At 28.8% G+C, this 26,601-nt stretch carries 24 protein-coding genes; all 24 read right to left on the minus strand.

Annotation, left to right across the window (positions count from 1 at the left end; genetic code table 11):
* Nucleotides 1-6: 6 nt before the first annotated feature.
* Genes ACXGQT_RS03910 through ACXGQT_RS04025 form a run of 24 tightly spaced genes read right to left on the minus strand, consistent with a single transcriptional unit; the run spans nucleotide 7 to nucleotide 26,600 of the window.
* Nucleotides 7-753, minus strand: coding sequence for a glycosyltransferase family 2 protein (locus ACXGQT_RS03910; RefSeq protein WP_457830099.1), 747 nt, complete (start codon nucleotides 751-753; stop codon nucleotides 7-9).
* Nucleotides 753-2,042, minus strand: coding sequence for a phenylacetate--CoA ligase family protein (locus tag ACXGQT_RS03915; RefSeq protein WP_457830100.1), 1,290 nt, complete (start codon nucleotides 2,040-2,042; stop codon nucleotides 753-755). Before ACXGQT_RS03915 ends, ACXGQT_RS03910 begins: the two co-directional genes overlap by 1 nt.
* Nucleotides 2,043-3,053, minus strand: coding sequence for a glycosyltransferase family 4 protein (locus ACXGQT_RS03920; RefSeq protein WP_457830101.1), 1,011 nt, complete (start codon nucleotides 3,051-3,053; stop codon nucleotides 2,043-2,045).
* Entirely contained in the window at nucleotides 3,050-4,396 is a 1,347-nt protein-coding gene (locus ACXGQT_RS03925) for an O-antigen ligase family protein (RefSeq protein WP_457830102.1), read from the minus strand. The genes ACXGQT_RS03920 and ACXGQT_RS03925 overlap by 4 nt, the downstream gene beginning before the upstream one ends.
* Nucleotides 4,390-5,466, minus strand: coding sequence for a glycosyltransferase (locus tag ACXGQT_RS03930; RefSeq protein ID WP_457830103.1), 1,077 nt, complete (start codon nucleotides 5,464-5,466; stop codon nucleotides 4,390-4,392). The genes ACXGQT_RS03925 and ACXGQT_RS03930 overlap by 7 nt, the downstream gene beginning before the upstream one ends.
* A complete protein-coding gene (locus ACXGQT_RS03935; RefSeq protein ID WP_457830104.1) occupies nucleotides 5,459-6,577 on the minus strand; it encodes a glycosyltransferase family 4 protein in 1,119 nt (372 codons plus the stop codon). Before ACXGQT_RS03935 ends, ACXGQT_RS03930 begins: the two co-directional genes overlap by 8 nt.
* The gene (locus ACXGQT_RS03940) at nucleotides 6,574-7,566 is read right to left on the minus strand and encodes a glycosyltransferase family 2 protein (protein WP_457830105.1); all 993 of its coding nucleotides are present in this window, start codon (nucleotides 7,564-7,566) and stop codon (nucleotides 6,574-6,576) included. The genes ACXGQT_RS03935 and ACXGQT_RS03940 overlap by 4 nt, the downstream gene beginning before the upstream one ends.
* A gap of 4 nt (nucleotides 7,567-7,570) precedes the next feature.
* On the minus strand, nucleotides 7,571-9,106 hold the full coding sequence (locus ACXGQT_RS03945) for a glycosyltransferase family 2 protein (RefSeq protein ID WP_457830106.1): 1,536 nt from the start codon (nucleotides 9,104-9,106) through the stop codon (nucleotides 7,571-7,573).
* Nucleotide 9,107: 1 nt separating this feature from the next.
* Nucleotides 9,108-10,247, minus strand: coding sequence for a glycosyltransferase family 4 protein (locus ACXGQT_RS03950; RefSeq protein WP_457830107.1), 1,140 nt, complete (start codon nucleotides 10,245-10,247; stop codon nucleotides 9,108-9,110).
* Nucleotides 10,238-11,320, minus strand: a complete 1,083-nt coding sequence (locus ACXGQT_RS03955) for a glycosyltransferase family 4 protein (protein WP_457830108.1) — start codon at nucleotides 11,318-11,320, stop codon at nucleotides 10,238-10,240. The genes ACXGQT_RS03950 and ACXGQT_RS03955 overlap by 10 nt, the downstream gene beginning before the upstream one ends.
* Nucleotides 11,321-12,430 carry a non-hydrolyzing UDP-N-acetylglucosamine 2-epimerase gene (gene wecB, locus ACXGQT_RS03960; RefSeq protein WP_457830109.1) on the minus strand — a complete coding sequence of 370 codons (1,110 nt, stop codon included), beginning with the start codon at nucleotides 12,428-12,430 and terminating at the stop codon, nucleotides 11,321-11,323. It lies immediately after the preceding gene.
* Nucleotides 12,427-13,827 (minus strand): hypothetical protein, encoded by a 1,401-nt coding sequence (locus ACXGQT_RS03965; RefSeq protein ID WP_457830110.1) that lies wholly within the window; start codon nucleotides 13,825-13,827, stop codon nucleotides 12,427-12,429. Before ACXGQT_RS03965 ends, wecB begins: the two co-directional genes overlap by 4 nt.
* A gap of 6 nt (nucleotides 13,828-13,833) precedes the next feature.
* On the minus strand, nucleotides 13,834-15,534 hold the full coding sequence (asnB, locus tag ACXGQT_RS03970; RefSeq protein WP_457830111.1) for an asparagine synthase (glutamine-hydrolyzing): 1,701 nt from the start codon (nucleotides 15,532-15,534) through the stop codon (nucleotides 13,834-13,836).
* Nucleotides 15,535-15,536: 2 nt separating this feature from the next.
* The gene (locus ACXGQT_RS03975; protein WP_457830112.1) at nucleotides 15,537-16,235 is read right to left on the minus strand and encodes an acylneuraminate cytidylyltransferase family protein; all 699 of its coding nucleotides are present in this window, start codon (nucleotides 16,233-16,235) and stop codon (nucleotides 15,537-15,539) included.
* A complete protein-coding gene (gene neuC, locus ACXGQT_RS03980) occupies nucleotides 16,235-17,395 on the minus strand; it encodes a UDP-N-acetylglucosamine 2-epimerase (protein ID WP_457830113.1) in 1,161 nt (386 codons plus the stop codon). Before neuC ends, ACXGQT_RS03975 begins: the two co-directional genes overlap by 1 nt.
* A 1-nt stretch (nucleotide 17,396) precedes the next feature.
* On the minus strand, nucleotides 17,397-18,395 hold the full coding sequence (locus ACXGQT_RS03985; RefSeq protein WP_457830114.1) for an N-acetylneuraminate synthase family protein: 999 nt from the start codon (nucleotides 18,393-18,395) through the stop codon (nucleotides 17,397-17,399).
* A gap of 1 nt (nucleotide 18,396) precedes the next feature.
* Nucleotides 18,397-19,305 (minus strand): glycosyltransferase family 2 protein, encoded by a 909-nt coding sequence (locus ACXGQT_RS03990; protein ID WP_457830115.1) that lies wholly within the window; start codon nucleotides 19,303-19,305, stop codon nucleotides 18,397-18,399.
* On the minus strand, nucleotides 19,305-20,543 hold the full coding sequence (locus ACXGQT_RS03995) for a UDP-glycosyltransferase (protein ID WP_457830116.1): 1,239 nt from the start codon (nucleotides 20,541-20,543) through the stop codon (nucleotides 19,305-19,307). Before ACXGQT_RS03995 ends, ACXGQT_RS03990 begins: the two co-directional genes overlap by 1 nt.
* A complete protein-coding gene (locus ACXGQT_RS04000; protein ID WP_457830117.1) occupies nucleotides 20,543-21,520 on the minus strand; it encodes a glycosyltransferase family A protein in 978 nt (325 codons plus the stop codon). The genes ACXGQT_RS03995 and ACXGQT_RS04000 overlap by 1 nt, the downstream gene beginning before the upstream one ends.
* Nucleotides 21,521-21,526: 6 nt before the next feature.
* Nucleotides 21,527-22,474: a glycosyltransferase family 2 protein gene (locus tag ACXGQT_RS04005; RefSeq protein WP_457830118.1), complete on the minus strand. Its 948-nt coding sequence runs from the start codon at nucleotides 22,472-22,474 to the stop codon at nucleotides 21,527-21,529.
* Complete coding sequence (locus tag ACXGQT_RS04010) at nucleotides 22,471-23,301, minus strand: glycosyltransferase family 2 protein (RefSeq protein WP_457830119.1); 831 nt, start codon at nucleotides 23,299-23,301, stop codon at nucleotides 22,471-22,473. The genes ACXGQT_RS04005 and ACXGQT_RS04010 overlap by 4 nt, the downstream gene beginning before the upstream one ends.
* Nucleotides 23,301-24,323 carry a glycosyltransferase family 2 protein gene (locus ACXGQT_RS04015; protein ID WP_457830120.1) on the minus strand — a complete coding sequence of 341 codons (1,023 nt, stop codon included), beginning with the start codon at nucleotides 24,321-24,323 and terminating at the stop codon, nucleotides 23,301-23,303. The genes ACXGQT_RS04010 and ACXGQT_RS04015 overlap by 1 nt, the downstream gene beginning before the upstream one ends.
* Nucleotides 24,304-25,377, minus strand: a complete 1,074-nt coding sequence (locus ACXGQT_RS04020; RefSeq protein WP_457830121.1) for a polysaccharide pyruvyl transferase family protein — start codon at nucleotides 25,375-25,377, stop codon at nucleotides 24,304-24,306. Before ACXGQT_RS04020 ends, ACXGQT_RS04015 begins: the two co-directional genes overlap by 20 nt.
* Nucleotides 25,377-26,600, minus strand: coding sequence for an ABC transporter ATP-binding protein (locus ACXGQT_RS04025; RefSeq protein WP_457830122.1), 1,224 nt, complete (start codon nucleotides 26,598-26,600; stop codon nucleotides 25,377-25,379). The genes ACXGQT_RS04020 and ACXGQT_RS04025 overlap by 1 nt, the downstream gene beginning before the upstream one ends.
* Nucleotide 26,601 lies beyond the last annotated feature (1 nt).

Here is a 26,601-nt window from a genome sequence, read left to right on the forward strand (position 1 = left end):
AACTAATTAACGGTTCTTAAGTTTTATGCAAATGTTACATAATAAATAATACATGGAACTTAATATGCTTTTTTGTTCAACTTCTCTAAAAAGTTTCCAATTCCATTTTAACATTTCTGTTTTTTTTGCTGACATTGAAAAATTTCTAATCCTATAACTAGCTAAAATCTCTTGTAAACCATAAGCAAAATCAATCTTTTTTAAAATATTTAACCACAAGGCATAGTCTTGTCTTTTTCTAATATTAGGCATGTAAACCTTTCCTATTTTCTCTTGATTATAAATAGCAGTTAAACAACCTATTTTATTAGATCTAAGCATGTTTCTATAAGATAACTTTTCTCTTGCATGTACCACTTCATTTAACAACTCACCAGACTCATTCATTCTTTGATAGGATGTAAAACTAAGAGCATAATTATTCTCCACCATAAAACTAATTTGTTTTTCTAATTTATATGGCAACCAAACATCATCACTATCTAAAAAAGCAATAAAAGTCCCTTTGGCCTCTTTAATTGAATGATTTCTGGCAACTGCAGCTCCAGAATTATTTATTTTAAACAGTTTAATTCTATTGTCTTTACTAATAAAATCTTCAATAATTTTAATAGAATGGTCTGTAGAACCATCATCGGTTATCAACATTTCCCAATGCTCATAAGTTTGATTCTGAACACTTTTAATTGTTTCAGCAATAAAACTTTCTGAATTATAGCAAGGAGTAATAATAGAAACTAAGGCGTTTTTCATTATTCGTTGATATTAGAAATAAAACTTTTAAATTTTCCCTGAGTGGACTGCAATGATACATTAACCATTATTTCAACCACTACATCATCGCTAAAATACTTTTTTATCTCTTCTTTTAGTAAATTGATTTGGTGGTCTTCCATAGATTGCTCAATGCAAAACTCTAACAAACCTATTTTATTTTGAATTACTTGATAGTTTAACTTTAAACCATTGTTTTTAACCAAGTTTTTAAAAATATAATAAAAATATAAACTAGGGTAAATTTCTTTATATCCGTAGACATTAGATCCTACTCTACCCGTAACTTCTTTCAAAATTCTATGTTTTTTTCCACAAGTACAAATCTCTTCTTTTGGAGCTAATTGTATATAATCCCCTAATTGATATCTAATTACAGGAAAAGATTTCATTTGTAAATTGGTCACTAAAATTTCATCATTTACCTCTTCTACCAACACCCCTTCCATATTGATGTGCATTTTCCCTTTAGGACATTCAAAAGCTATAATTCCAGATTCCGTAGCCCCATATTCGCTAATTATTTTTAAACCAAAAGCCTTTTGCACTTCTTCTTGATAAGTATCAAATATCTTTTCAGAGGTTCCTTTTATCATTTTTAAACCTTTAGGCTTTGCTAAACCTCTTTCATTAATCAACTTTGCTGTTTGGAACAACATAGATGAATATCCGTGAATATATTTTGCGTTTTTTAATTTAGAAACAAACTGCTCAAAAGATTTTTTTTCATAACTGAATATTCTAAATCTGTGCTGTAAAAAATCTAATATTTTGGTTTTAACTTTTTCCTTAAACGAAAAATTAAATCCCCAAAAATAACCGTTTTTTTCCCATGGGTTTACATTATACCAAGAGTATCCTCTAAAAATTGCAGCCCTATTAAAAGAATCTGCCTCTTCATTTCTGTTAAACACTAACGATTCTCCAGAACTACCAGATGTAGTGGCTTTGATTAGTTTTTTAAAATCATATTGGGTATGAATTTCTTGAGTATGATCTAATAATGTTCTTTTAGTGATTACAGGAACTTTATCAATATCTTTTAGTGATTTTACATCGGCTACAGAAAATTGATGATCTTTAAAATGCTTTTTATAAAACGGAGAATAATCATTGGCAAATTGCAATAATTCTTTCAACCTCTTTAATTGATACACTTCTAAATCTTCTAAAGACCAAGATTCACTTTGTTTTAAAAAAGAAAACCATGAATTAATTGAAGGATTCCTCAATTGTTGCCCCAGCTTAAAAATCAACTTATAAAACATTTACACTAAAATTTTAAACCATTGATATTTTACTACTTCCCAATCCATCATTTCTACCTTTTTCCTACCATTTACAGAAAAATGATTTGCTATTTTTTTGTCGTTTAACAAAGTTATAATAGCATTTTTCATTTCTATAACATTATTAGGTTCCACTAAAAATCCATCTTCTTTATCTTTTATCAAATAAGGAATTCCACCTACATTAGTAGATACAATTGGCAAACCTAAAGCCATTGTTTCTATAATACTTACTGGAGTATTATCAATATTTGTTGTATTGATAAACACATCATAATCTTTAGATATTTGATGCCATTCTTGTTTTGGTAAAACGCCAGTAATCACAACACTATCTTCTAAATTTAATTCTTTTAACCTTGTTTTTACTTTGTTTAAAGTACCATCTCTGTCTGGCCCTACCATACATAATGTAGCTTTAGGATATGTTTTTTTTAATTCAAACAACACCTCTATAGCCATTACAGGATTATAAATTTCTGCAAAAGCTCTAACATACAACAAATTGGGTGATAGCTCCTCTCTTTCTTTAAATGGATATTCTGAAATATGAATGGTATTTGGAATTAAAACACTTTCATAATTCTCATCTTTAAAAGCATCCTGTAAATAGCCTGATGGAGCAATATTTTTATAAGAATACTTAAATAATTTTAGACTCAATTGTGGACTCTTAATTAACCTATCTGGCAAATTTCCTCCATGTAAAATTGGAATATATTTTGTTTTAAAAGCCCTAGAAAGTTGAGATGTAACAAGAGCGTAATAAAAAGCCGAAGTACTAAAAACATCTATCAAAATATAGTCAACTTTTTTAGCGTGAATCATCACTGCCAAAATCATATCTAACAATCTTAAAATTTGATTTTTTTTAGAAGAGGAACTTATCACCTCAAAACCTTCATTTATTAAATTTTGTTTTAAGGTTGCATAAGCACTGTGATATTTTGATTGACCAGATAAGTCATTTCCTATATATAATACTCTCATATGCCAGAAGTTGATAATTCTTCATCATACTCTTCGTCTTCGTAAAAGTTAATCAAACTCAAACCATAAATAAACCCAGGAAAAGCAATTCGCATGGCTGAATGATTAATGGTTAAAAACCACAAGGTCGCAAAACCAATAATAAACCCTTTGTATAAAAGCTCTTGTCTGAAAAAATTAATTGTTGTTGCATAAAACAGTAATAACAAAGAAAACAACCCAATAAGTCCATGTTCTTCTAACAGTCTACTCATTTCATTATGAGAAGCTGCTGTTATTTCTCCATCAAATTCTTCTTTTCTTAAATATTTACCTGAACCTACCCCTATTCCAAAAACAGGGTTTTCCATAAACGTATTAAATTGCTCTTCAAAAATATCTAACCTTCCTGATGACATATCTTCTTTTTGCTCTCCTTTTGTGTTTTTTCCTAAATACCTATTTTCTAACATTCCTCCTGTAACATTGGTACTATATATCCATATAGTTACAAGAAAAAGACACATAATTCCAACATATTTAAAAATAGTTATGATTTTACCCCTTGCAATTAAATAAAAAATAGACAATAGAAAAAAAGCAATAAACCCAGTTAAAATCCCCCCTCTAGAAAAAGTTAATAACCCTCTATAAATTAAATAAAATAACAAAAAAACATCTACATAAATAGAACCAGTAATTTTCCCTTTAAGTAATAATAAAGTAGCTAATAAAAAAATTCCAAATCCCAGTGCTGTAGCTACCTGATTAGGTCCAAAACCACCAGAAGTTGCAAAATTTGCAGTAGAACCAAAAGTAATCTCTTTAAGGCTTGGCGTTCTAAAATATAACAAGGTTAACATAGACATAATAGGTAATAAAGCAAAATACAATATCTCTTTAAATCTATTGTACTCTATCTTCCTGTTATAAAAATACATGGCTGAAACCCCTAAAGAAATGGGTCCACTTAAATTAAATATAACTGCTTTTCTTAAAGATTCGTCTGCTGGAATATCTGAAAAAGCAACACCTACTAACAATAATAATATATACAACCAAAAAATTGCTGGAACTCCTCTTGATTGTTTTTCTACTATAATTCCTATAAATAAAAACAAAATAGTTACATATTTTATCATTTCCCAAGATATGGTTCCTCCTGTCATTCTTAGCAACACCTCAGCACTTACAAAATAAGCCGTCCATAGAAAAGATTCATTATTATTGTTTTTACTTGAAATGATATCCATTATTGCATAAATCATAACCAAAACAGCAACTAGCTTAGGAATGACAGACACTGTTAACAGAAAACCTGACAACAAATGTAAAATCACTAATAATAGTCTGTTTTTTAACATGCTTGATATATTTTTATCAATGAAGATAAATACGAATTCTCTGAATAATGATCAAAAATATGCTTTTGAAACTGTTCAGCCTTTAATTCTCTTAAATTTTCATCTTCAATATACTTTATAATGGCATTTGCCAATTCCTCAGAGTTTTCTTTTGGAACTACAAAACCATAATCATTTACTACTTTTTCACAATCCCCAACATTAGTAACTACAACAGGTAAACCAGCCAAACCATACTCTAATAATGATACTGGTAATCCTTCTGAATTAGAAGACAGTACCCCAATATTAGATTGACTTAAAATGTATTTGATATCTAAACAAGCACCATAGAAAAAAACATCATTTTCAAGACGTTCATTTTTAATAATCGTTTTAATTTGTTTATTGTAAACATCATTATGCTGTTTTCCAACCAAATGTAAAGTCCATTCAGGATATTTATTTTTAACAATAGTAAAAGCTTGTAATAAATTAAAATGATCTTTTTGATGCCTAAAAGCTGCTACACAAACAATTCTTTTTCCTTCAACACCATTTAAGTGAGTTTTATTAGATGTTATATTTAGAGTAGCAAAATTGGCTAAAAAAAGTACTTTTTCACAAAACAATTCTTTATTAGCCCACTGGACTAAAACGTTATTAACAGAAATAATAGTTGTAAAAAAAATGGAACCTAATTTTAACGCTAATGATTTTCTTTCCTCAATGCGCTCTGCTTTTCCATAATGATCGTGCCAAACAATTTTTATTTTTGGCAACATGCACTTTACCAAAACTGCCATAAAAAACGAAGATGAATGTGCGTGAACAATCTTAATATTATTCTTTTTGATGTAATTTTTTAATAAAACCAATGCCTTTACATCTATTACACCTTTTTTAGCTAAAAAAACATATCCTATTTCTTTGCTAATTTTTTCTTTTAATAAACCTTCTGCTCTAGTTACGCATAAATGAGCCCACACATTATATTTATGCAAACCATTTGCAATATTCACCGCCATCATTTCGGCTCCTCCAACCGCTAGTGAATCTATTATATGAATTACATTTAATGGCTTATGCATGCAATAATTTTTCTATTTCTTTATCAAACTTATCAAGTGTGTACTCTCTAGACCAAACTTTAGCATTAGTTACTTGTAATTGATATAATTCCTCATTTAAAATATATTCTTCTACCCCCTCAACAATATTTTCTATAGAAGATGTAACAACTTTTCCCCTAGTATTATTACCCAACATATAGGGGATACATGATACTTTTGAACTAATTGGCAAACAAGACCAAAACATGGCTTCTGCTACTACTTTTGGCCACCCTTCGGATTTGGAGATAAAAATAAGAAAATGAGATGCTTGAAATGCTTTTTTCACCTCATCTTTATCAACATTTCCGTGTAAAACAATATGATTTTCTAATTGATGTGACGAAATATAACTTTCTAATTGATTTCTCATCACACCATCTCCATACATATCTAAACGAATATTATATCCTTTTTTGATAAGTTCATGAGCTGCTTGTACACTTAACAGAGGTTGTTTTCCTATGGTTAAACCACCTACAAAAATTAGCTTAATTTCTTTATTTAAATCTTTTTTTGTGATTTCCTCTATTTCAGATTCATGATAACTTGCCGTAAAAAAAGGTAAAATGTTTTTTGATTGATTTGGCCAATCTCCATAAACCAAAACTTTTATTTTTTTAGTTAAAAAAATATTCCCTAATAGCCATTTCTGAAATTTATAGGTAACAGGTTGTTTACTTTTAGGATCCCAATTCCCTGCATATTTTGCAGTTTTTTGTTTTGATGGAAAAAATATTTGAACCAAGCATCCTAACAAACCAATGTTCCCAGGACAACGTAAATGAATGTGATCTACTTGTTTCATCACCTTATAAATCATCCAACATATTTTAGGAATTACTATAAGTGATTTGATCATATTTTTAAAAGAAGTGATATCAAAATTGGGAATGCTCACTACTTTTATTTTAGGATGATGATATGCAATTTCAATCCTTTCGATTTCATCATTTGATATTGGGGCTACAATAATGATTTCATCCACATATTTTGCCCACAAATTCATTTCACGAACATAAGGCTCATAAGCATAAACTTGTCCGTCTTTAACTTTATGGACTGCATGAGTTATAATTCCGAAAATCATCTTAGCACTTTGGGTTTGTTAAAAATCAGTGATAATAATCCATAAGCTCTACCTAAAAACTCCGTAAATGCTTCTGTTCTTTTTTTAGTGGTAAAAATATTTACAGCCCTTAAAAACATCAATACCAAAGCAATGGTATTCCATTTTATACGAGCTATTATTTTTGGGTTTTTATATTTTACTCTCCAAACATACCAACCATTCCTTGTAACCATTTTACCATACTTAAACTGATTTGGTCTTCCAGCTACATCGTGATGATGTTCTAGTCTTGCTGCGGTATTTATATAAATCTTTCCTTTTTTTGCCAATCTTAAAGAAAAATCGGCATCTTCATAAAGTCCATATCCTTCAAAATATTTAGAGAACATCAATTCCTTAAATACTTCTTTTCTATATGAAGCAACTCCCCCCATAATTTGCTCAACAGGATATACTTTATCACTTGGTGGTAAAAAACTAACCGAACGTCCATTAGAAAATTTAGGCATCCAACCTGGTGGTGTATTATCTAACAAGCCTAGTTTTTTTCTTAGTATAAATCTAGAACCTTCTTTTCTAACCCAACCATCATAATAAAATTCATTTATATTAGCTTCATCCGCTAACTTCCAATCAACCTCATTCGTAATATAACCTCCTACTGCCAATGCTTCGGGATAAGTTTCGTAGGTACCTATTAAATATTTAAAATAATCTTGTTCTAGTAAAACATCATCATCTAAAAAACAAACAAAATCAATATGATCTCTCACACGTTCAATTCCAAAATTACGTTGTTTGGTTAAACCTCTTTGTGCTGAATTTACTTTGTAATAAGTTAAATTATCAAAAAGATTAACCTCTAACATTTCTTTGGTTAAATTATCTGTAGAGCCATCAATAATTAAAATTTCATTAGGATATAAACTTTGCAATTCAACCGTTTTTAACAGCTTTAACAAAGCTGTAGGTCTCATGTAAGTACAAATAATTAGGCTAAAATTCATATGCTTATTTATATCTAACACCTAAGTTAATTAATGCCTTTGCATATTGCAAGGACTTTGAAAACTGTAATTTTTTATATGGTAATTGAAGAATTCTAATCGGTAACTTTTTAGGATCGTTTTTAAATAAAAACAAAAAGAAGTGCTTAGTTCTCCACTCTCTTACTTGCTGTGGTGTAAAATGTTTTAAAACACCATAAGTAATGGTTGGACTAGGTTTTGGTACAATATTTTTTACTGGTTTATTTAGCTCCCAAGGTTGAATTTTTCGGTTTTTTCCTTTCTTTTTGGCTTCACTTCCCCACCATCTGTATCCACCTTGTGGTGGTTTTAAATGCAAATTAGGAGAGTAAGGATTGTGTAATAAAACCTCACCTTCTTTTAAAATAGACAGTCCAAAATCTGCATCTTCTCCGTAACCTCCATCAAAGTTTACGTCATTACCAATTAATTTTTGAACAACATCTCTACGTACACAAGAATTGGCATTACTAAAAATAGACGATACTCCAACTTTCCATCTTTTATCTTCAATTTTCGCTAATCTGTTTTTTAAATCAGATAAATCTTGATGAATATTTTCTGCCATAATATCTAAACCATTACAAGCTGCTGTATTATAGGTTTGTAGCAATCTTATATGTTTTTCAACAAAATCTGGTAACACTCTCACATCATCATCTGCAAAAATAATATACTCACCTGTACATAAATCTATGGCTTCGTTTCTAGCTCTACAACTTCCTTTACTTGTTTGCCATTTTACAATCACATCAAAAGGAAAATCTTCATTTCTATAAAACTTATCATCTCTTTCTTCTTCTGGTGTGGCATCAACAATTACAGCTTCTTTAATTAAATAAGATTGGTTTTTATGATCTTCTAACAAAAGCTGGGTATAAGCTTGTCTTCTCATGGTAGGAATAACCAAACTTACTGTTGGCTTTCCTTCAATAGGATTTAAAGCTTTTGGTTTGATGGTTTTATCAACATATTTTACAGCTTTTTTCTTTGCTTGATTATATGCCTTAAATTCTGATGGAAATTTAAAAATTCCTTTTCTCAACATCATATAAAATGGATGTTGTCTTTTAAAATTCTTAAAAAAGAAAGTATATCTATCTTGTGTTGAAATTTGAATATTATTTTCTTCTGATGGAAATAAACCTTTTATATTTAAAGGAATTCCCGCTTGATTTCTCAACAAATTATATCCAAAATCTAAACCAGACATAATGGTAGATTCATATTGTAAATCTAAACCATTGATTTGGTTCCATACAGTTTCTCTAACCACAAATGCATTGACATTGATTCGCCAACAAACACAATTATCTTGATTCTTTATATCATTTAAAAACCACCAATAAACTGCAGTTTGATATATTAAATCTTGAAAACAATTGTTATATCCTTGATCTAACGAACTATGCCAAACATCTCCCGCTCCATTTGCCAATTCATCTAACATTGATAAATTGGGTTCTCCACAATATAATAGCACCTCATTTTTTGAGGTTATATATTTTTTTAACTGCATTTTATTTTGTTATTGACTTATATAATGCAATGTTTTTTTCTATTGATTGCTTTATATCAAATTCATTTATAATTCTTTGTCTGGCCATTCTTGCCATTTGGGTTGTTTCTAACTCATTATTTAACAAAGCTAAAACTTTGGTAGTAAACTCCTCTGTATTTTCTGGATTTACAGTGTATCCTGTTTCTCCGTCAATCATTAACTCTCTTGCCCAACCAATATTAGAAGTCACTAACTTTTTTTCTAAGGCCATGGTTTCTAACCAAGTCATAGGTAAAGCTTCGGCAAAACTAGGTAATAATACGACCTCCGCTTGTTGAATGTATGTGATTACTTCTTTATAGGGTACTGCATTTATATAAGTAGTTCTTTTTAGTGCTTTTTCTGATAAAATCTCCTGTATCATTTCTAAAGTTGAAACTTTAGAAAAAACATCTTTATTGTCTTTTCCCAATAAAGTTAAAGTTACCTCATCATCTTTTTCGACTAATTTATTAAACATTTTAGCAATTTCTAACACTCCTTTTTTACGAACAAGCGTTCCAAAATATAACAATGTTTTAGGTTTGATATTTTGATGATTAGGAGTAAAAGCCTCTATATCTATTGCATTATAAATAACTTTAATTTCTTTATTTATATTAAATAATTGCTTTGTTTTTTGAGATACAAACTCACTCACCCCAACTATTTTGTCAGCTCCATTTAAAGCCTTTTTTTCAAAAAACTTATTCTTTGGTTTTACTTTTCTCTGTTCTAAATCACAAAAATAAGTATCCGATCCGTGTAAACGAATCACTAAAGGACATTTAAATTTCATGAATGCAGTAAAACCTGTCCACTCTGGAGCTTCAACCACCTCTACTTGATTGTTTACAATTACTTTATTCACATACTGATTAAAATATCTTCTATTGGTATACCAAGTAATTCCTTTAACAGCTTTCTTTTTTATCAAATGAATTTCTACTCCATTTTCTACAAATACTTGCTCTTTTAGCTGACTGTGAACAAACACTGTTATTTTGTGATTAGTGCTCGCTAATTGCTCAGCCAAACTTTTGGTAAAAGTTCCTATACCACCAATACTACCTTTAAAGTTTTTTGTAGGATATTCTGGTGTGATAAAAGCTATATGCATGGGAGTAGTTTTATGTGTTCTGAAACCATTTTATTTAAAGAAAAATCAGGTAAAATAACAGATTCAAAATTATTAATTTCAATCACTTTATTTTTATTAATGATCTCAATTAAAATCTCTCCCAATTTATTTTCATCTTTTTCTTTAAAAAGAAACCCATTCTTTGCTTCTTTTATCAGTCCTAGTACATTTCCCGAATTTTGAGTAGTAATTACAGGTAATTTACACAATAAAGCCTCTACTACACTATAACAAAATGTTTCTCCTAAAGAAGGGTGAATTAAATAATCATATTTACAATAAATCTCAGATAAATTATCAACAGACCCATTAAAACAAATAACTTCATTTAAACCATAATCCTCAGTCATTTTCATTAAATCTTTTTCATAAGGCCCTTCACCGTAAATATCTATAGTTATATTTTTTAGTAATTCTTTATTTATAATACTTAGTGTTCTCAGCAAATATTGAATTCCTTTCTCCTCTCTTAAATGACACGCTACAATAAATTTACCTTTAAAATCATACTCCTTTTTAAGTATATAATTTTTACTATCAATTCCATTATAAACAATTTTGATTTTATTTTTTATACCCGTACCAAAATCATTGATTAAATGTTTTTTTGAATATTCAGATACAGCAATAAACTCATTTATATACTTTTCATATAAAAAAGATTTCACCCTTTTTTTAATTCTTTTTTTAAAAGAAAAACCTTCCAATGGTCTTGGATTATGATCTACTGCTATCATATTAGCTTTAGGATATAATTGATGACATTCTTTATAAAAAGAAGTACACAATTCTGTAAAATGAGTAACAACAGTATTGTATGCTTTCTGTTCAGAAACATTTTTAGTTAAAAACAACTGCTCTACTGATCCTCCATTTGCACTATAAATATTCATTCCTTTATAAAAATCAAATGGAGTATAATTTGTAAAATACCAATCTACTTCCACCTCCTTTTCCATCAATTTTTGATTATATAATTGATAAAAACGATCCATTCCTCCAATTCTATCGGGACGAAGCACATAATTACAAACAACAGCTATTTTTTTCATTTATAATTCTTTTAAAATAGTAGCTATTTGTTTAGAGGTAGTTCCATCACCATAAGGATTTTTATTTCCAATCATTGTTTTGTAAACTTTTTCATCATCTAACAAAAGAAAAGCTTCTTTGATGATTTTATCTTTATTGGTTCCAACCAATTTTACAGTTCCTTCTTCTACAGCTTCTTGTCTTTCGGTAACATCTCTGGTTACCAAAACAGGCTTTTTTAAAGAAGGTGCTTCTTCTTGCACACCACCACTATCTGTAATAATCAAATAAGATTGATTTAACAACCATACAAAAGCTTCATAATCTAATGGAGCTATTAATAATATATTTGAATGATTTCCTAAAGTATCATATACTGCTTTTTGTACATTTGGATTTAAATGAACTGGATATATTAACTGAACATCTTCTCTATCTGCTAATTGTTTTAAAGCAGCACAAAACTCATAAAATTTCTCCCCAAAATTTTCTCGTCTATGCCCAGTAACAACAATTAATTTTTTATCTGTCTGAATAAACTCTTTTATACTCTGAATGTCGTTTCTAGATTCGTTTACATGCTGAATTCCCCATAACAAAGCATCAATTACTGTATTTCCAGTAATGTATACAGTATTATTCTTACAGCCTTCATTTAATAAGTTTTGAGCAGATTGTTTTGTAGGAGCAAAATGCACATCTGCCAAACGACCTGTAATTTGTCTATTGATTTCTTCTGGAAAAGGAGCAAATTTATTATAAGTTCTTAAGCCTGCTTCTACATGTCCAACTTTAATTCCTCTATGGAAAGATGCCAAAGCTACCATACTACTGGTAGAAGTATCTCCATGAACTAATACCAAGTCTGGTTCAAAATTTACCAAAACATCATCAATAGCGGTTAATATTCTAGCACTTAATTGATTTAATGTTTGATTGGCTTTCATTAAATCTAAATCATAATCAGGAGTAATTTTAAAAAAAGATAATACCTGATCTAACATTTCTCTATGTTGAGCAGTTACACAAACCTTTGTATTAAATTCACCATGTTGATATAGTTCTTTAACCAAAGGAGCCATTTTTATAGCCTCTGGTCTGGTACCAAACACTATTAATATTTTTTTCATATCAACTCTTTTAGTGCTTTTACAATTCTTCGACTAGTCTCCTCTAAAGGAGCACCTATTTCTAAATCTAACAATTCTTTTCTCTCTTGTTTTCTTAAACTAGGTTGTTCTATAGCTTCTTCTAAATATTGATGTAATTCCATTTCATTTTTTGCAATAGTAACTGCATTACTATCTACAACATATTGATAATGTTTATAATTTAAGAAACGCTGATCGTTATATAAACCATTTTCTGTGTTTCCAAACACGGTATTTATCACAGGCTTATCAAACAACATAAAATCTAAACTCATTGTTGAAAGCATATTGACATTTACTTCTGAGTAAGCCAGTGTTGCTCTTAAATCTTTTACATCTTCTACAGATGGTAATCTTTGTGACCAAGCTTCTGCATGTCCCTCTCTAGCTAAAATCCATTTAGGAAAATTCCATTTAATTTCTGGTATTTCAGCTTTTAATTGTTCAAAACGTTTTCCATCTTCTGCTGGTGATGTTCTTATCAATAACTGTAAATTCTCTAAAGGATTCTTTTCTATATATGACCATACGGAACGAATATGAATCTCATCATTTCTACCTATATCTGCATCTGCACAACTGTAACAAATAGTTTTTTTAGAAGGATCTAATTTAAATTTATTACAAAACTCTTCTCGAGTCATAAAATATTCATCTTGCACATATGGTTCAAACTGAGGTGTCCCCACAACTTTTACATTTTTACTTATAGTACTTGGGTAGAAATGTAATAACTCCTTCTTCATTAAATCACTCCAAACCATATATCCGTCAAACTCTCCTAACATACGTCCTTTTGAAGCTAAATTATCCCAACTAAAAATAAAAGAATTTGTTTTTATTTTTAGTGTTTTGGCCAAATATAACAAAGGAGCCAAAAAAGGAGGTCTTTGATGCGTAAAAAACAAAATATCTGGAGATTCATTGTTTAATAAAACTTTAAACTCCTGTGTTACTTTGTCTTTTTTAAAACAATAAAACTGAAGTTTTTCATAAAGTTTAATATTATTCTCGGAGTGAAATAATTTAGTAATTGCATATGCTATTTTGGTTAACAAAGACCGTAATGAATTTTTTTTAGGGTATCCTCTTGTTAAATTATCATTGATACCATAATAACTTCTATGTAGGTACATATGCGCTAGTTCTTTTAGTTTTCTAAAAAACCATACACTTTTATTTTCTGTATATAGTGGTAACTCAACTATTTTAACATTGCTAGGAAATTCAACATTATTCATTCCTGAAATTGGAATTCCAGAATAAATAACCACATTTTCAAATACTAAACTTACTTCTGAAATAAATTTACTTAGAATAAAATTTCTACTTCCAACACCATCTGTAATTACAACTCCAATTGTTTTCCCTTTCATTATTCATTAATTTAAAATACTAGTATTTAACCATTGCCATATATGAAAACTAGAATCTTTATCTCCCTCTTTATATTTATCAATCTCTTTATCTAATTCAGAAAAATTAAACCAAGGAGCTATATTACTGTTTTTTAATTTATATACTGCATTTTCCACTTCATCAAAAAGTTCTTCTCCTAACCATTCTCTTTGAGGAGTTTGTAATGGTCTTTTAGGTGCATAGGTGATTGTATCACTTAAAAACTCTGAAACTAACTCTCTCAATAAATGCTTTTGAACTCCATTTTTAATTTTATACTCAATGGGTTGTGCAAAGGCAAACTCTACTAATCGATAATCTAAAAAAGGTTCTCTCAATTCAGTACTATAAGCCATTGATACACGATCATTAAACCTTAAAGCTCTTGGTATTTTGGTATAAAATAAATCTCTATATTGTTTGTTTAGCACATCATCGTTAAACAAATTAGGATAATTAGGTTTTACTGCTTTCTTTAAAAAAGTAGACTCTAGAACATTTGGTCTAAAAGGAGATTTAGAAACTCCTTGGATGGTATTGTTGTTATTTTGAGTATAATAATCATACCCAGCCCATTGCTCATCCATTCCCTGCCCATCTAACAACACTAAGGAATTTTGTTTTCTAGCTTGTTTAAAAATTTGGCTATAAGCAACAGTTGGTATTCCTCCACAGGGTTCATCTTGATGTTGTGCAATAAATTCTACTTTTTCTCTTAATTTATCTTTAGGAGTTAACAATACTTTGTTTAAAGGATTTTTTGTTAAGCCAATCATTTCTTCTACCCAAGGCAATTCATCATACCTTTCGTCATCTGTATAAAAAGTATAAGCTTTTATGTTTTTTCCTTTTTCTAGTTGATTTACAAAAGCTAACAATGTAGAACTATCTAATCCTCCACTGATATTAAAACCTATAGATACATCTGCTCTAAACCTTATAGAAATACTATCTAATAAAAGAGTTTTATATATTGATTTGGCTTCCTCAAACGATGTTATCTTTTGTTGATATTTTTTAACTTCTTCTTCAAAAAAATACCATTTACTTATCTCTAGCTGATTATTCTTGTATTCCAAATAATGTCCCCCAGGTAGTTGATGTATTTGATCCCAGAAGGTTTCATTAGGCATTCCATAAGAACCATAAGCAAAATAACTAGCCCATACTGTTTCATTAGGATTTCTTGGGATACCAGCTGCATGTATAGCTTTTATTTCTGAAGCAAAATATAATGTATTTTGTGAATGATGATAATAAAAAGGTTTTACACCAAAACGGTCTCTTGCAGCAAATAAAGTTTGCTCTTTTTTATGCCAAATGGAAAAAGAAAACATCCCGTTTAATTTGTGTAAACAATCTTTTCCCCATTTTATATAACTTGCTAAAAGTACTTCAGAATCTGAACTAGTATTGAAATTATAAAAAGAAAGTTCTTTTTTAAGTTCTATATAATTATAAATCTCACCATTAAACACCAATATATAATTACCACAATTGCTCTCAAAAGGTTGATTTGATTTTGCTGATAAATCAAGAATAGAAAGTCTATTATGACCTAAAAAAACATTTTCATCTTTCCAGAAACCTCTATAATCAGGCCCTCTATGATGTTGTTTTTCTAACATGCAATCTAAACTTTTTTGATTTGCATCAACCCCTATAACCCCAGCAATACCACACATGTTTAGTTTTTTAATTTTTTCAACAATTCTTCTGCCTTTTCCCAATCAGCCATGGTATCAATGTTTACATACCATTCCTTAGGGGACTCTATATAAGCAACACTATTTCCATATAAAGAATCTTGTTCTAAAAGAACTGTAGTTTTGGTAATATAAATACTACCATCTCTATGGTAAGCTTTAGGCAAATCTTGTCTTCTAGAAATAATTTGCTCATCACCAGTCGCAATTTTTAAATTTCCGTCCGAGGATTCTTCAAACACCCAATGAGGATTGTATTCATGTGGTACTTCTTGTACAGAAACCAAACTATCAGCCTCTGATTTTACAAACTTTTCAATGGCTTTATCTAAAAAACCAACAGTTCTAAAAGGGCTGGTTACTTGTAACAAACATACAGCATCAAATATTTTTCCTATACTTTTATAATATGCTAAGGCGTGTTGAATAACGGGTAATGTAGGAGCTGTATCAATAGCTAAATTTGAGGGTCTTTTAAAAGGAACTTCAATACCTAAGTTTTTTGAAACCTCTATAATCTCATCATCATCACTACTTAAAACAACTGTTTCAATCAATTTACTAGCCAAAGCAACCTCAGAAGTGTATTCAATCAAAGGTTTTCCTCCTAGTAATTTAATATTCTTTCTAGGAACTCCTTTAGAGCCACCTCTTGCCGGTATAATTCCTAATATTTTCATTAGTACACGATTGTTTTATGAAAAGTTAATGACGTCTCTGCAAGAATATCGGCTATTCTTTGACCAGAAGCACCATCTCCATAAATATTTTCTGATACAATATCAGTAACAGTAATTCTATTTTGAATGCTTTTTATGATTTCATTTTTATCATAAACAGTATCTAACACATTACTTCCTCTTTCTCTTTTATTTTGACGAGTTCCTATATTTACCACAGGTACTCCTAAATAAGAACACTCACGAATACCTACACTAGAATTCCCTATTAAACACTTACTATTAGCCAATAATTTTAAAAAATCATTTGGCTCCATATTCTTAAAGAAGTGGATATTCTGTGGTTTGTGTATTTCTCTAAAAGACCTTATTCCTCCAGAAGTTCCATCAGAACCTGCATCCACATTTGGCCAAAACCAAAAAGTAGGCATATTTAATTCATGAACCGCTTTTAAGGTTTCTTCTACATCTTTTCTTGCCGATACATATTCTGTAGTAACAGGGTGTTGCATAACCACAAGATAACCTTGTTCTTTCCAGTTAATTTCTACACCAACACCTCCATATTTTTGAATAGGATCAAAATCTAAAGTTGGATTCTTTTTTATTTCATCTGCCAAGTCTATTGACGGGCATCCAGTATTAAAAACCATCTCTGGATTTTCTCCCATTTTTAAGACTCTTTGCTTAGCATCTTCTGAAGCCACCAAATGTACATCTGCTAATTTAGTATTGGCATGACGAACTTTTTCATCTATATTCCCTGTAACTTCTCCTCCCTGAATATGAATTAACGGAATGTTTTGATAAGCGGCTGCAATACTTGTTGCGATTGTTTCGAACCTATCTGCAATAGTTACCACAGCATCTGGTTGTAAACGATAAAAAACATTGGCCAGTTCCATAACTCCTAAACCTGTAGTTTTGGCCATAGAAGTAGGATTTTCACCTTCTAAAACCATAAAAACTTTCTCTTCTATGGTAAAACCATCTTTTTCTATAAACTCTACAGCATTACCATAACGTCCCAACAAAGCGGAACCTGCAATCACCAACTGCAATTCTAACTTAGGATGATTTTTTATTGCTGTTAAAGCGGTTTTAATTCTACTATAAGATGGACGTGCAGTAACAACTACACATATTTTTTTGATTGCCATATTATTCAGTTATATCTTCTTCATTTAAAAAATCCCATTGGTTTAAATCCTTATTGATTTTTTTTCCAATCACCTGTTCGTAATCACTCGCCAAGATACCAAATCCTTTAGGTTTCTTAGTTTCTAAATCAGAAAAAGTGATAACATCACCTTTTTTTAAATCTTTGTTAACTGCCAATGATTTTTCAAAAATAGCCTTTAAATCACCAAATGCTGAATTATCTGTTTTGTTCACAGGATTTTGCATTGCAATATTTATATTTTTTACTGCTTTAACCAATTGACTAGTTTCTGCCATGGTTAAAGAAGCTTTTGCATCGGGTCCAAACATTTCTTTGTCAAACACTACGTGAAACTCTAAAATTTCTGCACCCAAAGCAGTAGCAGCAATGCAAGCTTCTGTAGAAGAAGAATGATCTGAAAACCCTACAGGTACTTTATATCTATTTTTTAATTCTTGAATTACGTTCAAACCAAACTGCTCAGGATTTGTTGGATAAGCCGTTGTACATTGCAGAATAGAATAAGCAACTCCTCTAGATTTTAAAAACGCTACTGTTTTATCTAATTCCTCAAAAGAACTCATTCCTGATGAAATAATAACTGACTTACCTGTTTGTGCTATTTTTTCTAGCAATAGAAAATTGTTGACTTCTCCAGAGCCTACTTTGTATTGTTTCCCCCCTACTTCTTCTAACAAATCTACCGCAGCATTGCTAAAAGGAGAACTCATAAATTCTAAACCAACTTCGTCACAATGATGTTTTATTTCTTTCCATTGTTCCAAAGTAAACTCCATACGTTTCCAATATTCCATTCTAGTAGCATCTTGTTTAGAAAATTTAACTCTAAACGGTTCGTGTATGCTACTTTCTGCTGCTGCAATATGTGTTTGAAACTTTATAGCATTACATCCTGTTTTAGCCACGGCATCAATATATGCATGTGCCATTCCTAAACTTCCATCATGTGCTTGTGCTATTTCTGCTATAATAAACATTTTATTCTTTATTTGGTTTCCAATATAATTTTGTATCGGGTAATTGTTGATATTCTTTAAACTCTTGAGTTGTTAATCTATTAGCGTTTTTGATTATTCTCGGAAAATTATATATTACATCTAAAATTGCTTGAAAGACTGCTATGGTTGCTTTAACATCTCCCTTAAAAGTCTTCTTTTTAATTTGTTGCCAGAACGTATATATAAATCTTTTAGGTATTTCATTCGTAGGATAAAATAATAAATAAAGATACCAACCTGAACGTAAAGATCTTCTTAACCTTAATCTATAATCTTTCTGTTTTTTTCTTAATTTTATATCTACTCTATGATGAACTAATACTTTAGGATTGTATAAAATATTCCATCCTTGTTTAAATAATTGAAAAGCAGCAAAATCTTCTTCTCCATAAAACACAAACCATTCGGGATAATTTGGTATTTCATCCCATGCTATTTTCCTCCAAACATGTCCACAACCTACAAAACCTTTGTTTAATTGATACTTTTCTGTACTTATTTTATTTTCAGGTGTTTTTTTACTCCAAAATATTCTTAGATTCTGAACACCGCATTTAGGGTAATCTATAAAACATTTTTCTATTTCTTCTAATACATTTTCTGATAAAAAATTAGCATCATCATCTAAAGAAATAATATACTCTCCTTTTGCTAAATTATTTAGTGTATTTCTATTAGCTATTAATCCTTTGCTTTTTTTATTAAAAATTAAGGTATATTCTAAACAATTATTTTTTAAAAACTCTTGAGTACCATCTGTAGAAGCATCATCACAAATAATCATTTCAACATCATTTCTTTGCGTATAAACTTCTAAAGTTTTTAAAGTGTATATCAAGTCTTTCAACCTATTTTTGGTTGTAATAACAATTGAAAATTTAATGTTCATTACTTCATGTTTTCTAATTGTTCTTTTAAAAATTGTATTCCTATGTATTTTTCTAAATCCGGTCTATTTAATTTTTGATTTTTATCTTTTACCCAATTCAAATATAATTTTTCAATTAATTCTGAAATTTTTTCTACATCATCTACTTCAGTTAAATATGAATAATCTTCACCTAACAAACGTTTACTCTCACTATAATATGGACCTAATAATAAAATAGGCTTATTAGCATTTACACAGTTTGGAAATTTACCAGGTAAAAAAGGACTAATTTCTGCTTTGGATTCTAAAATAATATTTACAGACACGTTGTTTTGAACGACATTAACTTCATTAAAAGAAACATTTCCTTGACTCCAATATATATTTTCATCTATTTTACTTAGTAACTCATTTTTATAATAATCGGCATTCCCTAACAATAATAACTTAGAGTTTTCTTTAGCTTCAATATTCTTTTTCAAAAACAATCTAAACCCCTTTATCAAACATATAGGTGAACGTTGTTTCATTAAATTTCCAGCATGTAATAAGTTAAATTTATTGACATCTAAATAATTAGGCAAATTAGTCTCTTCACTATTAGTTATTACCTCTAGATTTTGATGAGGAATAATAATTCCTGTTTCTAAAAAACTTGGAAAATAACTTCCCATCCATTCTTTGAGTAATTGACTTGGAAAAGCACTATACTTTGCTTTCTCTGATACTTTTCTAAAAAATTGTTCTTTAAATTGGTATCCTGCCTCTACCCAATTATATGGTCTTGGGTAATAATGAAAAGGATACGGATCATGTACATATGCCAACCATTTATTATATAAACTTGGTAAACTAAGCATTGTATAATGAGGTCTAAAGCTAGCTCCTTTGCTTAGGGTAATAATTAACTCTTCATTATTATAATACTTAGAAACTGCCTTAGAAATACTTTTTGTATCATTAAAAAAAGTAAATGAATGACCAAATATATTTTCTAATAGTTTAGATATATTCATTTTTGTAAGTCTTTGAAATATTCTTTGTGACCTACTTAAAAAATAATTGAGAGATAATTTAATTTCTGAAATAGCTATACATTCAATATTATTACCCAACTGAATATCTTTTCTGGTATAGTGTAAAACTCTTACTTTGTAACCTATTTTTACCAAGTTTAAAATTAGAGCAACATTTACTTTAGATGCACTACTATCTTCTACATCTATAGATTCTGATATAATGAGAATATCTTGCATTAATTTTTATATATTTTACTCCCTATAATTTTAAATAACATTCTAATTATTATAAAATCAATCTTAAACAACTTATTTTTCAATGGTTTACTTACAAATGACATATAGTTTCTACTACTAGTATGTTTATATTTTTTCACCCAACTTTCTAGAGTATTCCCCATATGGTAAGCATAAGTATCAACAGTTGATAATCTATAACCTAAACTTTCTTCAATAAACTTTTCTAAGTATTTTTTTTCATCACCATTTCTAAAAACAAACTCTGGACCTTTTAAATCTTTTAAATTTAAATATTTTCTATTAAGAGTGAAAGCAAAGTGTGTTGCTCCTACGCAAGCTTGTTTATCTTTATTCACTAACACATATTGGCCTAACTTCCAGTTCCATTTTTTACCTTCAAAATAATCTACTTTAGGATTTACTCCTTCTTCATACAATTGAAAACTTTTATCACTTACAACCCTTTTTAACTTAATATTAAAAAACTCTTTTAGCAATAACGGTCTATTTAAGTACTTATAATTTGATGGACATGGTAACGGTGAAACAAAAGCTACATTGGAAAATTGATTAAAAACATTTATTGTATGTAACAACCAATTATCCATAAAAAAAACATCTGCATCTGTTATAGTAATAAACTCTTCATATGAACTATTAAGTTCAGATAAAACTGAATATACCTTTCCTTTATTCTGTGAATATTTATTTATTTTATCTATTCTTTTATCTCTTAATAAACTTTCTAAATACTCAGAAATCTCATTACAGCAATTATTATTTATAATTGTAATTGCTGTATATTTTGACTCGGTTGTACAAAACAATGAATTTAAACATGTTTTTAAAACCTCAAATGAATTCTTGTAAAACTCCTCTTCTAGATTTGGTATATAAACAGGCACTATAACTCTATGTTGGTAATAGTGTATTTTATTGTTTTTAAACTTTTCGGGGTTTACTCCTGTTCTCATTAATTTCTACAATTTAGGTAATAATGAATACCCTTTTCTTATTACTCGATAGGAAATATAAGAAGTTATTAATCTAATAATATTTACAAAACCTAAATTTATTTTTTCTGACATAAGTTTTTTAATAAAAAGCCTACTTAAACTATAAAACTTAGAAGTTAAAGAGTAATTTAACTCACTTATTAACCTCTTTAACAAATATCTCTTTGTTTTTGGGCTTAATATTTGATAATTATTTAATAGAATATTGTACTCAACATCAAAAACTGATTTTACTTTTTCAATTGATTTATAACTTTGAGATATTCCCTCACTATTTATTCTGAAGTATACAAAAACTTCTTCCGTAAAATCATAATCATCAACCAAAGCTAAAGATTTAACGAAAAAATCTCTTTCTTGAGAACAATGTAATTTTTCATCAAACTCTAATTTATTTAACTCTATAAAATCTCTTTTAAACATTGGAGATTGAGTTAAAAACTTAATTTCATTTGTTATGAAATCATCTAAAAAATTCGATGAGTGTACCTTATCTTTTCTTAACCCTTTTGTGTTACCAACTGAATTTTGAAATGTCATTGTCTGACAAACCGTAAAATTATATTCTGTTTTTAAAAGCCTTTCAACTTGTTTTTCTAATTTTAATTCTGACATTATGTCGTCACTGTCAAACCAATTTACGTAAATACCTTTAGACTGTTCAAAACCAAAATTTCTACATGAATTTGCTCCTTTTACTTTTTCACTAGGTCTAGAATAACACTTAAACCTATTATCTTTAATACAATATTTATTTATAATTAATAGTGAATCATCATTAGATCCATCATCAACTACTATACACTCCCAGTTAGCATATGTTTGATTCATTATAGAGTCTAAGGTTTCACTTATTAAATGAGCTCTATTATATACAGGAATAACAATTGAAACTAATGGATTATCAATCATGAGATATTAAATTTTAACAAACCTAGCAAAGCAGATATTTTTTTCTTGATACTTGTCTTAGTTGAAAATAATATTAATATTTTAATTTTTCTATGTATTCTTCTCAAGGAACTTTTAGTTTGTTTTTTATTTATCAAAACTCCATTTGTAACAGTTACATTATGCTTTCTATACCAAAACAGTACATATTCTATCGGCTTATATTTTATATTTTTTTTTAAAAAAACTCTCAAATAAAAATCTCTCTCTTCACCTGTACTCAATGTTTCATCAAATCTAAAACCATTTAAACTTTTTAATTTCCATAATGGACCTAATGAATTTAAATTAATTTTTCCAGCATAAAAATCCCAAAACAAATTATTACACATCACATTTGTCCCTCCATCATTACTACTTACCAAATCATAGTTAATAATGTTAGTGTTTTTAAAACTTCGATACATACATAATGTCATATCCAAAGACTTATCTTCAAAAAAAGGCACCATCTGTAATTTCAATTTCTCAGGATGCATAATATCATCATCATCAAAAAACTGGATAAACTCACTTTTCTTTTTTATAGCAATGTTTAAACCTATATTTCTAGTAGAAGCTAATCCTTTTTTATATTTCTTTAAATCCTTTTTATAATAACTAAATCTATAATCTTTATTTAAGTAATTATTTTTTAAATATTCTTCTGTATTATCTGTAGAATTATCATCTATAATAATACATTCCCAATTAGCATACGTTTGTGCTAAAATAGAGTCTAAGGTTTCTCCTATTAAATGAGTTCTATTGTAAGTTGCTAATAATATGGTTACTAATGGTAGTTCCATTATTTTTTTAATATTTTATGTGTTGCTATTTTAAGAGCTGTTTTGTAATCATTAAAAGTCATTACAGAACTAAAAAAAAATATCATATTTACAAATGGAACAACACCTTGTGTTTTGTATGATTTCCTAACTCCTTTTATATACTTATCTTTTAAGTAATAAAGATGTTTTTTGTATGATGTTTTTTTAAACACTCGTTGATAAAAATTTTTAATATCACTAAAATTATTGAGCAAAACATCACTGCTAATTATATGTGTTTTTTGAAAATGCAAAATTAAATCTTGAAGTGCTAAAGGAAACTTATATTCATTAAAAACACTTTGATACATGTTATATTTGTTCTTTTCATAAATCAACTGCTTTTCAGAGTTTGTATCATTTATTTCTGATGTTAAGCTTAAGGTATGTATTCTGTATTTATACAAGATTGTATTTATATGATAAAATTTAAAATTAAAAAAAGCTCTTAACCAAAAATCATAATCTTCTACCATAAACAAATGTTCGTTGTATCCTTTATTAGCTTTGTACACTTCTTTTTTATACAAAAAACAAGCACCAATAACATTTCTCCAAATTAATTCTTCTGGCTCTTCTAATTTGAAACTCCTTAACTCTTTAGCTTCATCGTTTATTTGAATAAAATCTGCATATACAAAATCTGAATTCTTTTTTTCAATTTCGAGAACCATTGTTTCTATAGCTCTAGGTAAATATATATTATCATCACTTGTCCACGTAAACAAATCTCCTTTTGCAGCTTTATGACCAATATTTAAACTTGCTGGTAATTTTTTATTAGCTTGATTATCTATAATAATTATTCTATCATCTTTTTTTTGAAACTCTTTTGCTATAGCTAATGTATTATCAGTTGAACAATCATTAACAATAATCAACTCCAGGTTTTTATATGTCTGTTGCAAACAACTTTCTATAGATTGTATTATATATTTCTCACCATTATAAACTGGTAATATTATAGAAACTAAAGGAGTATTAGTAGATGGATAACTCATTTATTTTTTCTTCTAATCGGGTTATTATAGTTTGATTTTTAATTAAATCCTTTTTAACTTTTACTTTTAATTTTTCAGTTTCTAATTCACTAATTATCAAAGAAGTCATTTCATTAATATTATAATCTAAACTACAGAAGAGTGATGACTCTGGAATCATGCTATGAACATTTTTAAGCTTCTCTTCAATTCCAATACAAATAGATGGACACCCTAATGTACTTGCTACGATTGCACCATGAGCTCTCTGTGTAACAATTAATTTTGATGCCTTTAACTCTGACAAAAAAGCATTAGCATTACGTGGCTGATACAAAAAACTTTTAAACTCTGTCAATTTAACTAACTCAATACAATCTTTATCTTTTTCAGGATTAAAAAAAAGAAATTTAGCTTCTATTCCTTTTTCTTTTAATGATTTTGCTAATTGTAATTCTTTAAGCTCTTTTTTTTCAAATTCCCAACCTCTTGGAATAATACATACTGAACTAGTCTGCAAATTTTCATTTATGTTGTATTTATCTATCCATAACTTTTTTTGAAATACGATATCTGTATATACATAAGTATTCTTTGAGTTTACTTTTTTTGCAATCTTGTAACTTAACCTTTTATCTCTTACTCCTAAAAAATCAAATCTTGATAGATGATACATTTCATTTAAAAATCTTTTAGACCCTATATTATATGGACCAATTCCTAACCCCCAACCTAAAATCTTCAAATTTGATTTTGGTCTTATTATTTTCACTAATCTATTAAATATAGATAGGGATATTACTTTTACAGCACTATTCTTGATCTTACAACCACCGTCAATAAAATCAAAAAAAACACCACCTCCTCCATATATCAAAATATCAATAACAGGAAGATTTTCAAAACTATCAACTAAAAAAACTTCTGGAAATAAGTCATTTATATAGTTAGATTTAGACCTAATATAAATATGTGCTTCTGGATATTTTTGATAAATTAATCTAATTGAAGATATCATCAACAAATCATCTCCTAAGTTTTCGTAACCAAAATAACCTTTAAGATGTATATTCATTATGATTTGAAAGTATAATTATATGAAAAATAAAAATCGTTTTCTTTTTTATGAAATTTATTTATTTGATGATTTACCTTAATACAATTAAATTCCGTTACTGATTCAAACTCATATCTTTTTCCATCATAGAAAACAATATCTATTGTATAACTTCCTAAATGTAAATTTAATTTTTTTATAGAGAGCTTTAAGACTGTATCTTTAACTACTAAATCGTTAAAACCAACTCCTTGAGTATGAAATTCCGCTATTTTTTTTCGTTTATAATTGTTAATTATAACCAAAAAAACAGGGGCTTCTATAGGTTTATTAATTATTAAATCAATTTCAATCTCTAAATTAGATTCTGAAATAAAACTGGCACCATTTACTACATTAACGGATTTTATAATATTATTACCTATAATTAGGTTTCTTTGAGTACTACCTGTACTCAAATAATAACTAATCCCGTGAGGAGTTTCACCATCAAATCCAATTTTCCCGTTCTCCAAAACAACCAACCTAGAGCACAAACTCTGTATTGCTGACATATCATGACTCACAAACAAAACTGTTCTACCATCAGTATTAGAAATGTCTTGCATCTTTCCGATGGCTTTTTTCTGAAATTCTGCATCACCAACTGCTAAAACCTCATCAACCACTAAAATATCTGGTTCTAAAAAAGCCGCTACAGCAAAAGCCAAACGAACGGTCATACCGCTAGAATATCTCTTGGTTGGAGTGTCTATATAACGTTCACATCCAGAAAAAGCAATAATTTCATCAATTTTAGCATTAATTTCTTTTTTAGTCATTCCTAAAATAGCACCATTTAAATAGATGTTTTCACGTCCTGTCATTTCAGGATGAAATCCAGTCCCCACCTCTAGTAAAGATGCTATTCTTCCTCTAGATTTTATACTACCTGTACTAGGACCTGTTACTTTAGATAAAATTTTTAATAAAGTAGATTTCCCTGCTCCATTTTTACCAATTATCCCTAAAACTTCTCCACTCTTAACTTCAAAAGAAATATCTTTCAAAGCCCAAACATATTCGGAATTACCTTTTGTTGATCTGTCATTCGTTTCTCCAACTTTTAAATACGGATCTTCCTTTCCTCTAACCCTGTGCCACCACCTATTTAAATCATGACTAACAGTTCCAGTTCCTAAAGTCCCTAAACGATATTGTTTAGAAACGTTTTCAACTTTTAAAATGATATCCTGCTCCATA

The organism is Wenyingzhuangia sp. IMCC45467, assembly GCF_054111205.1.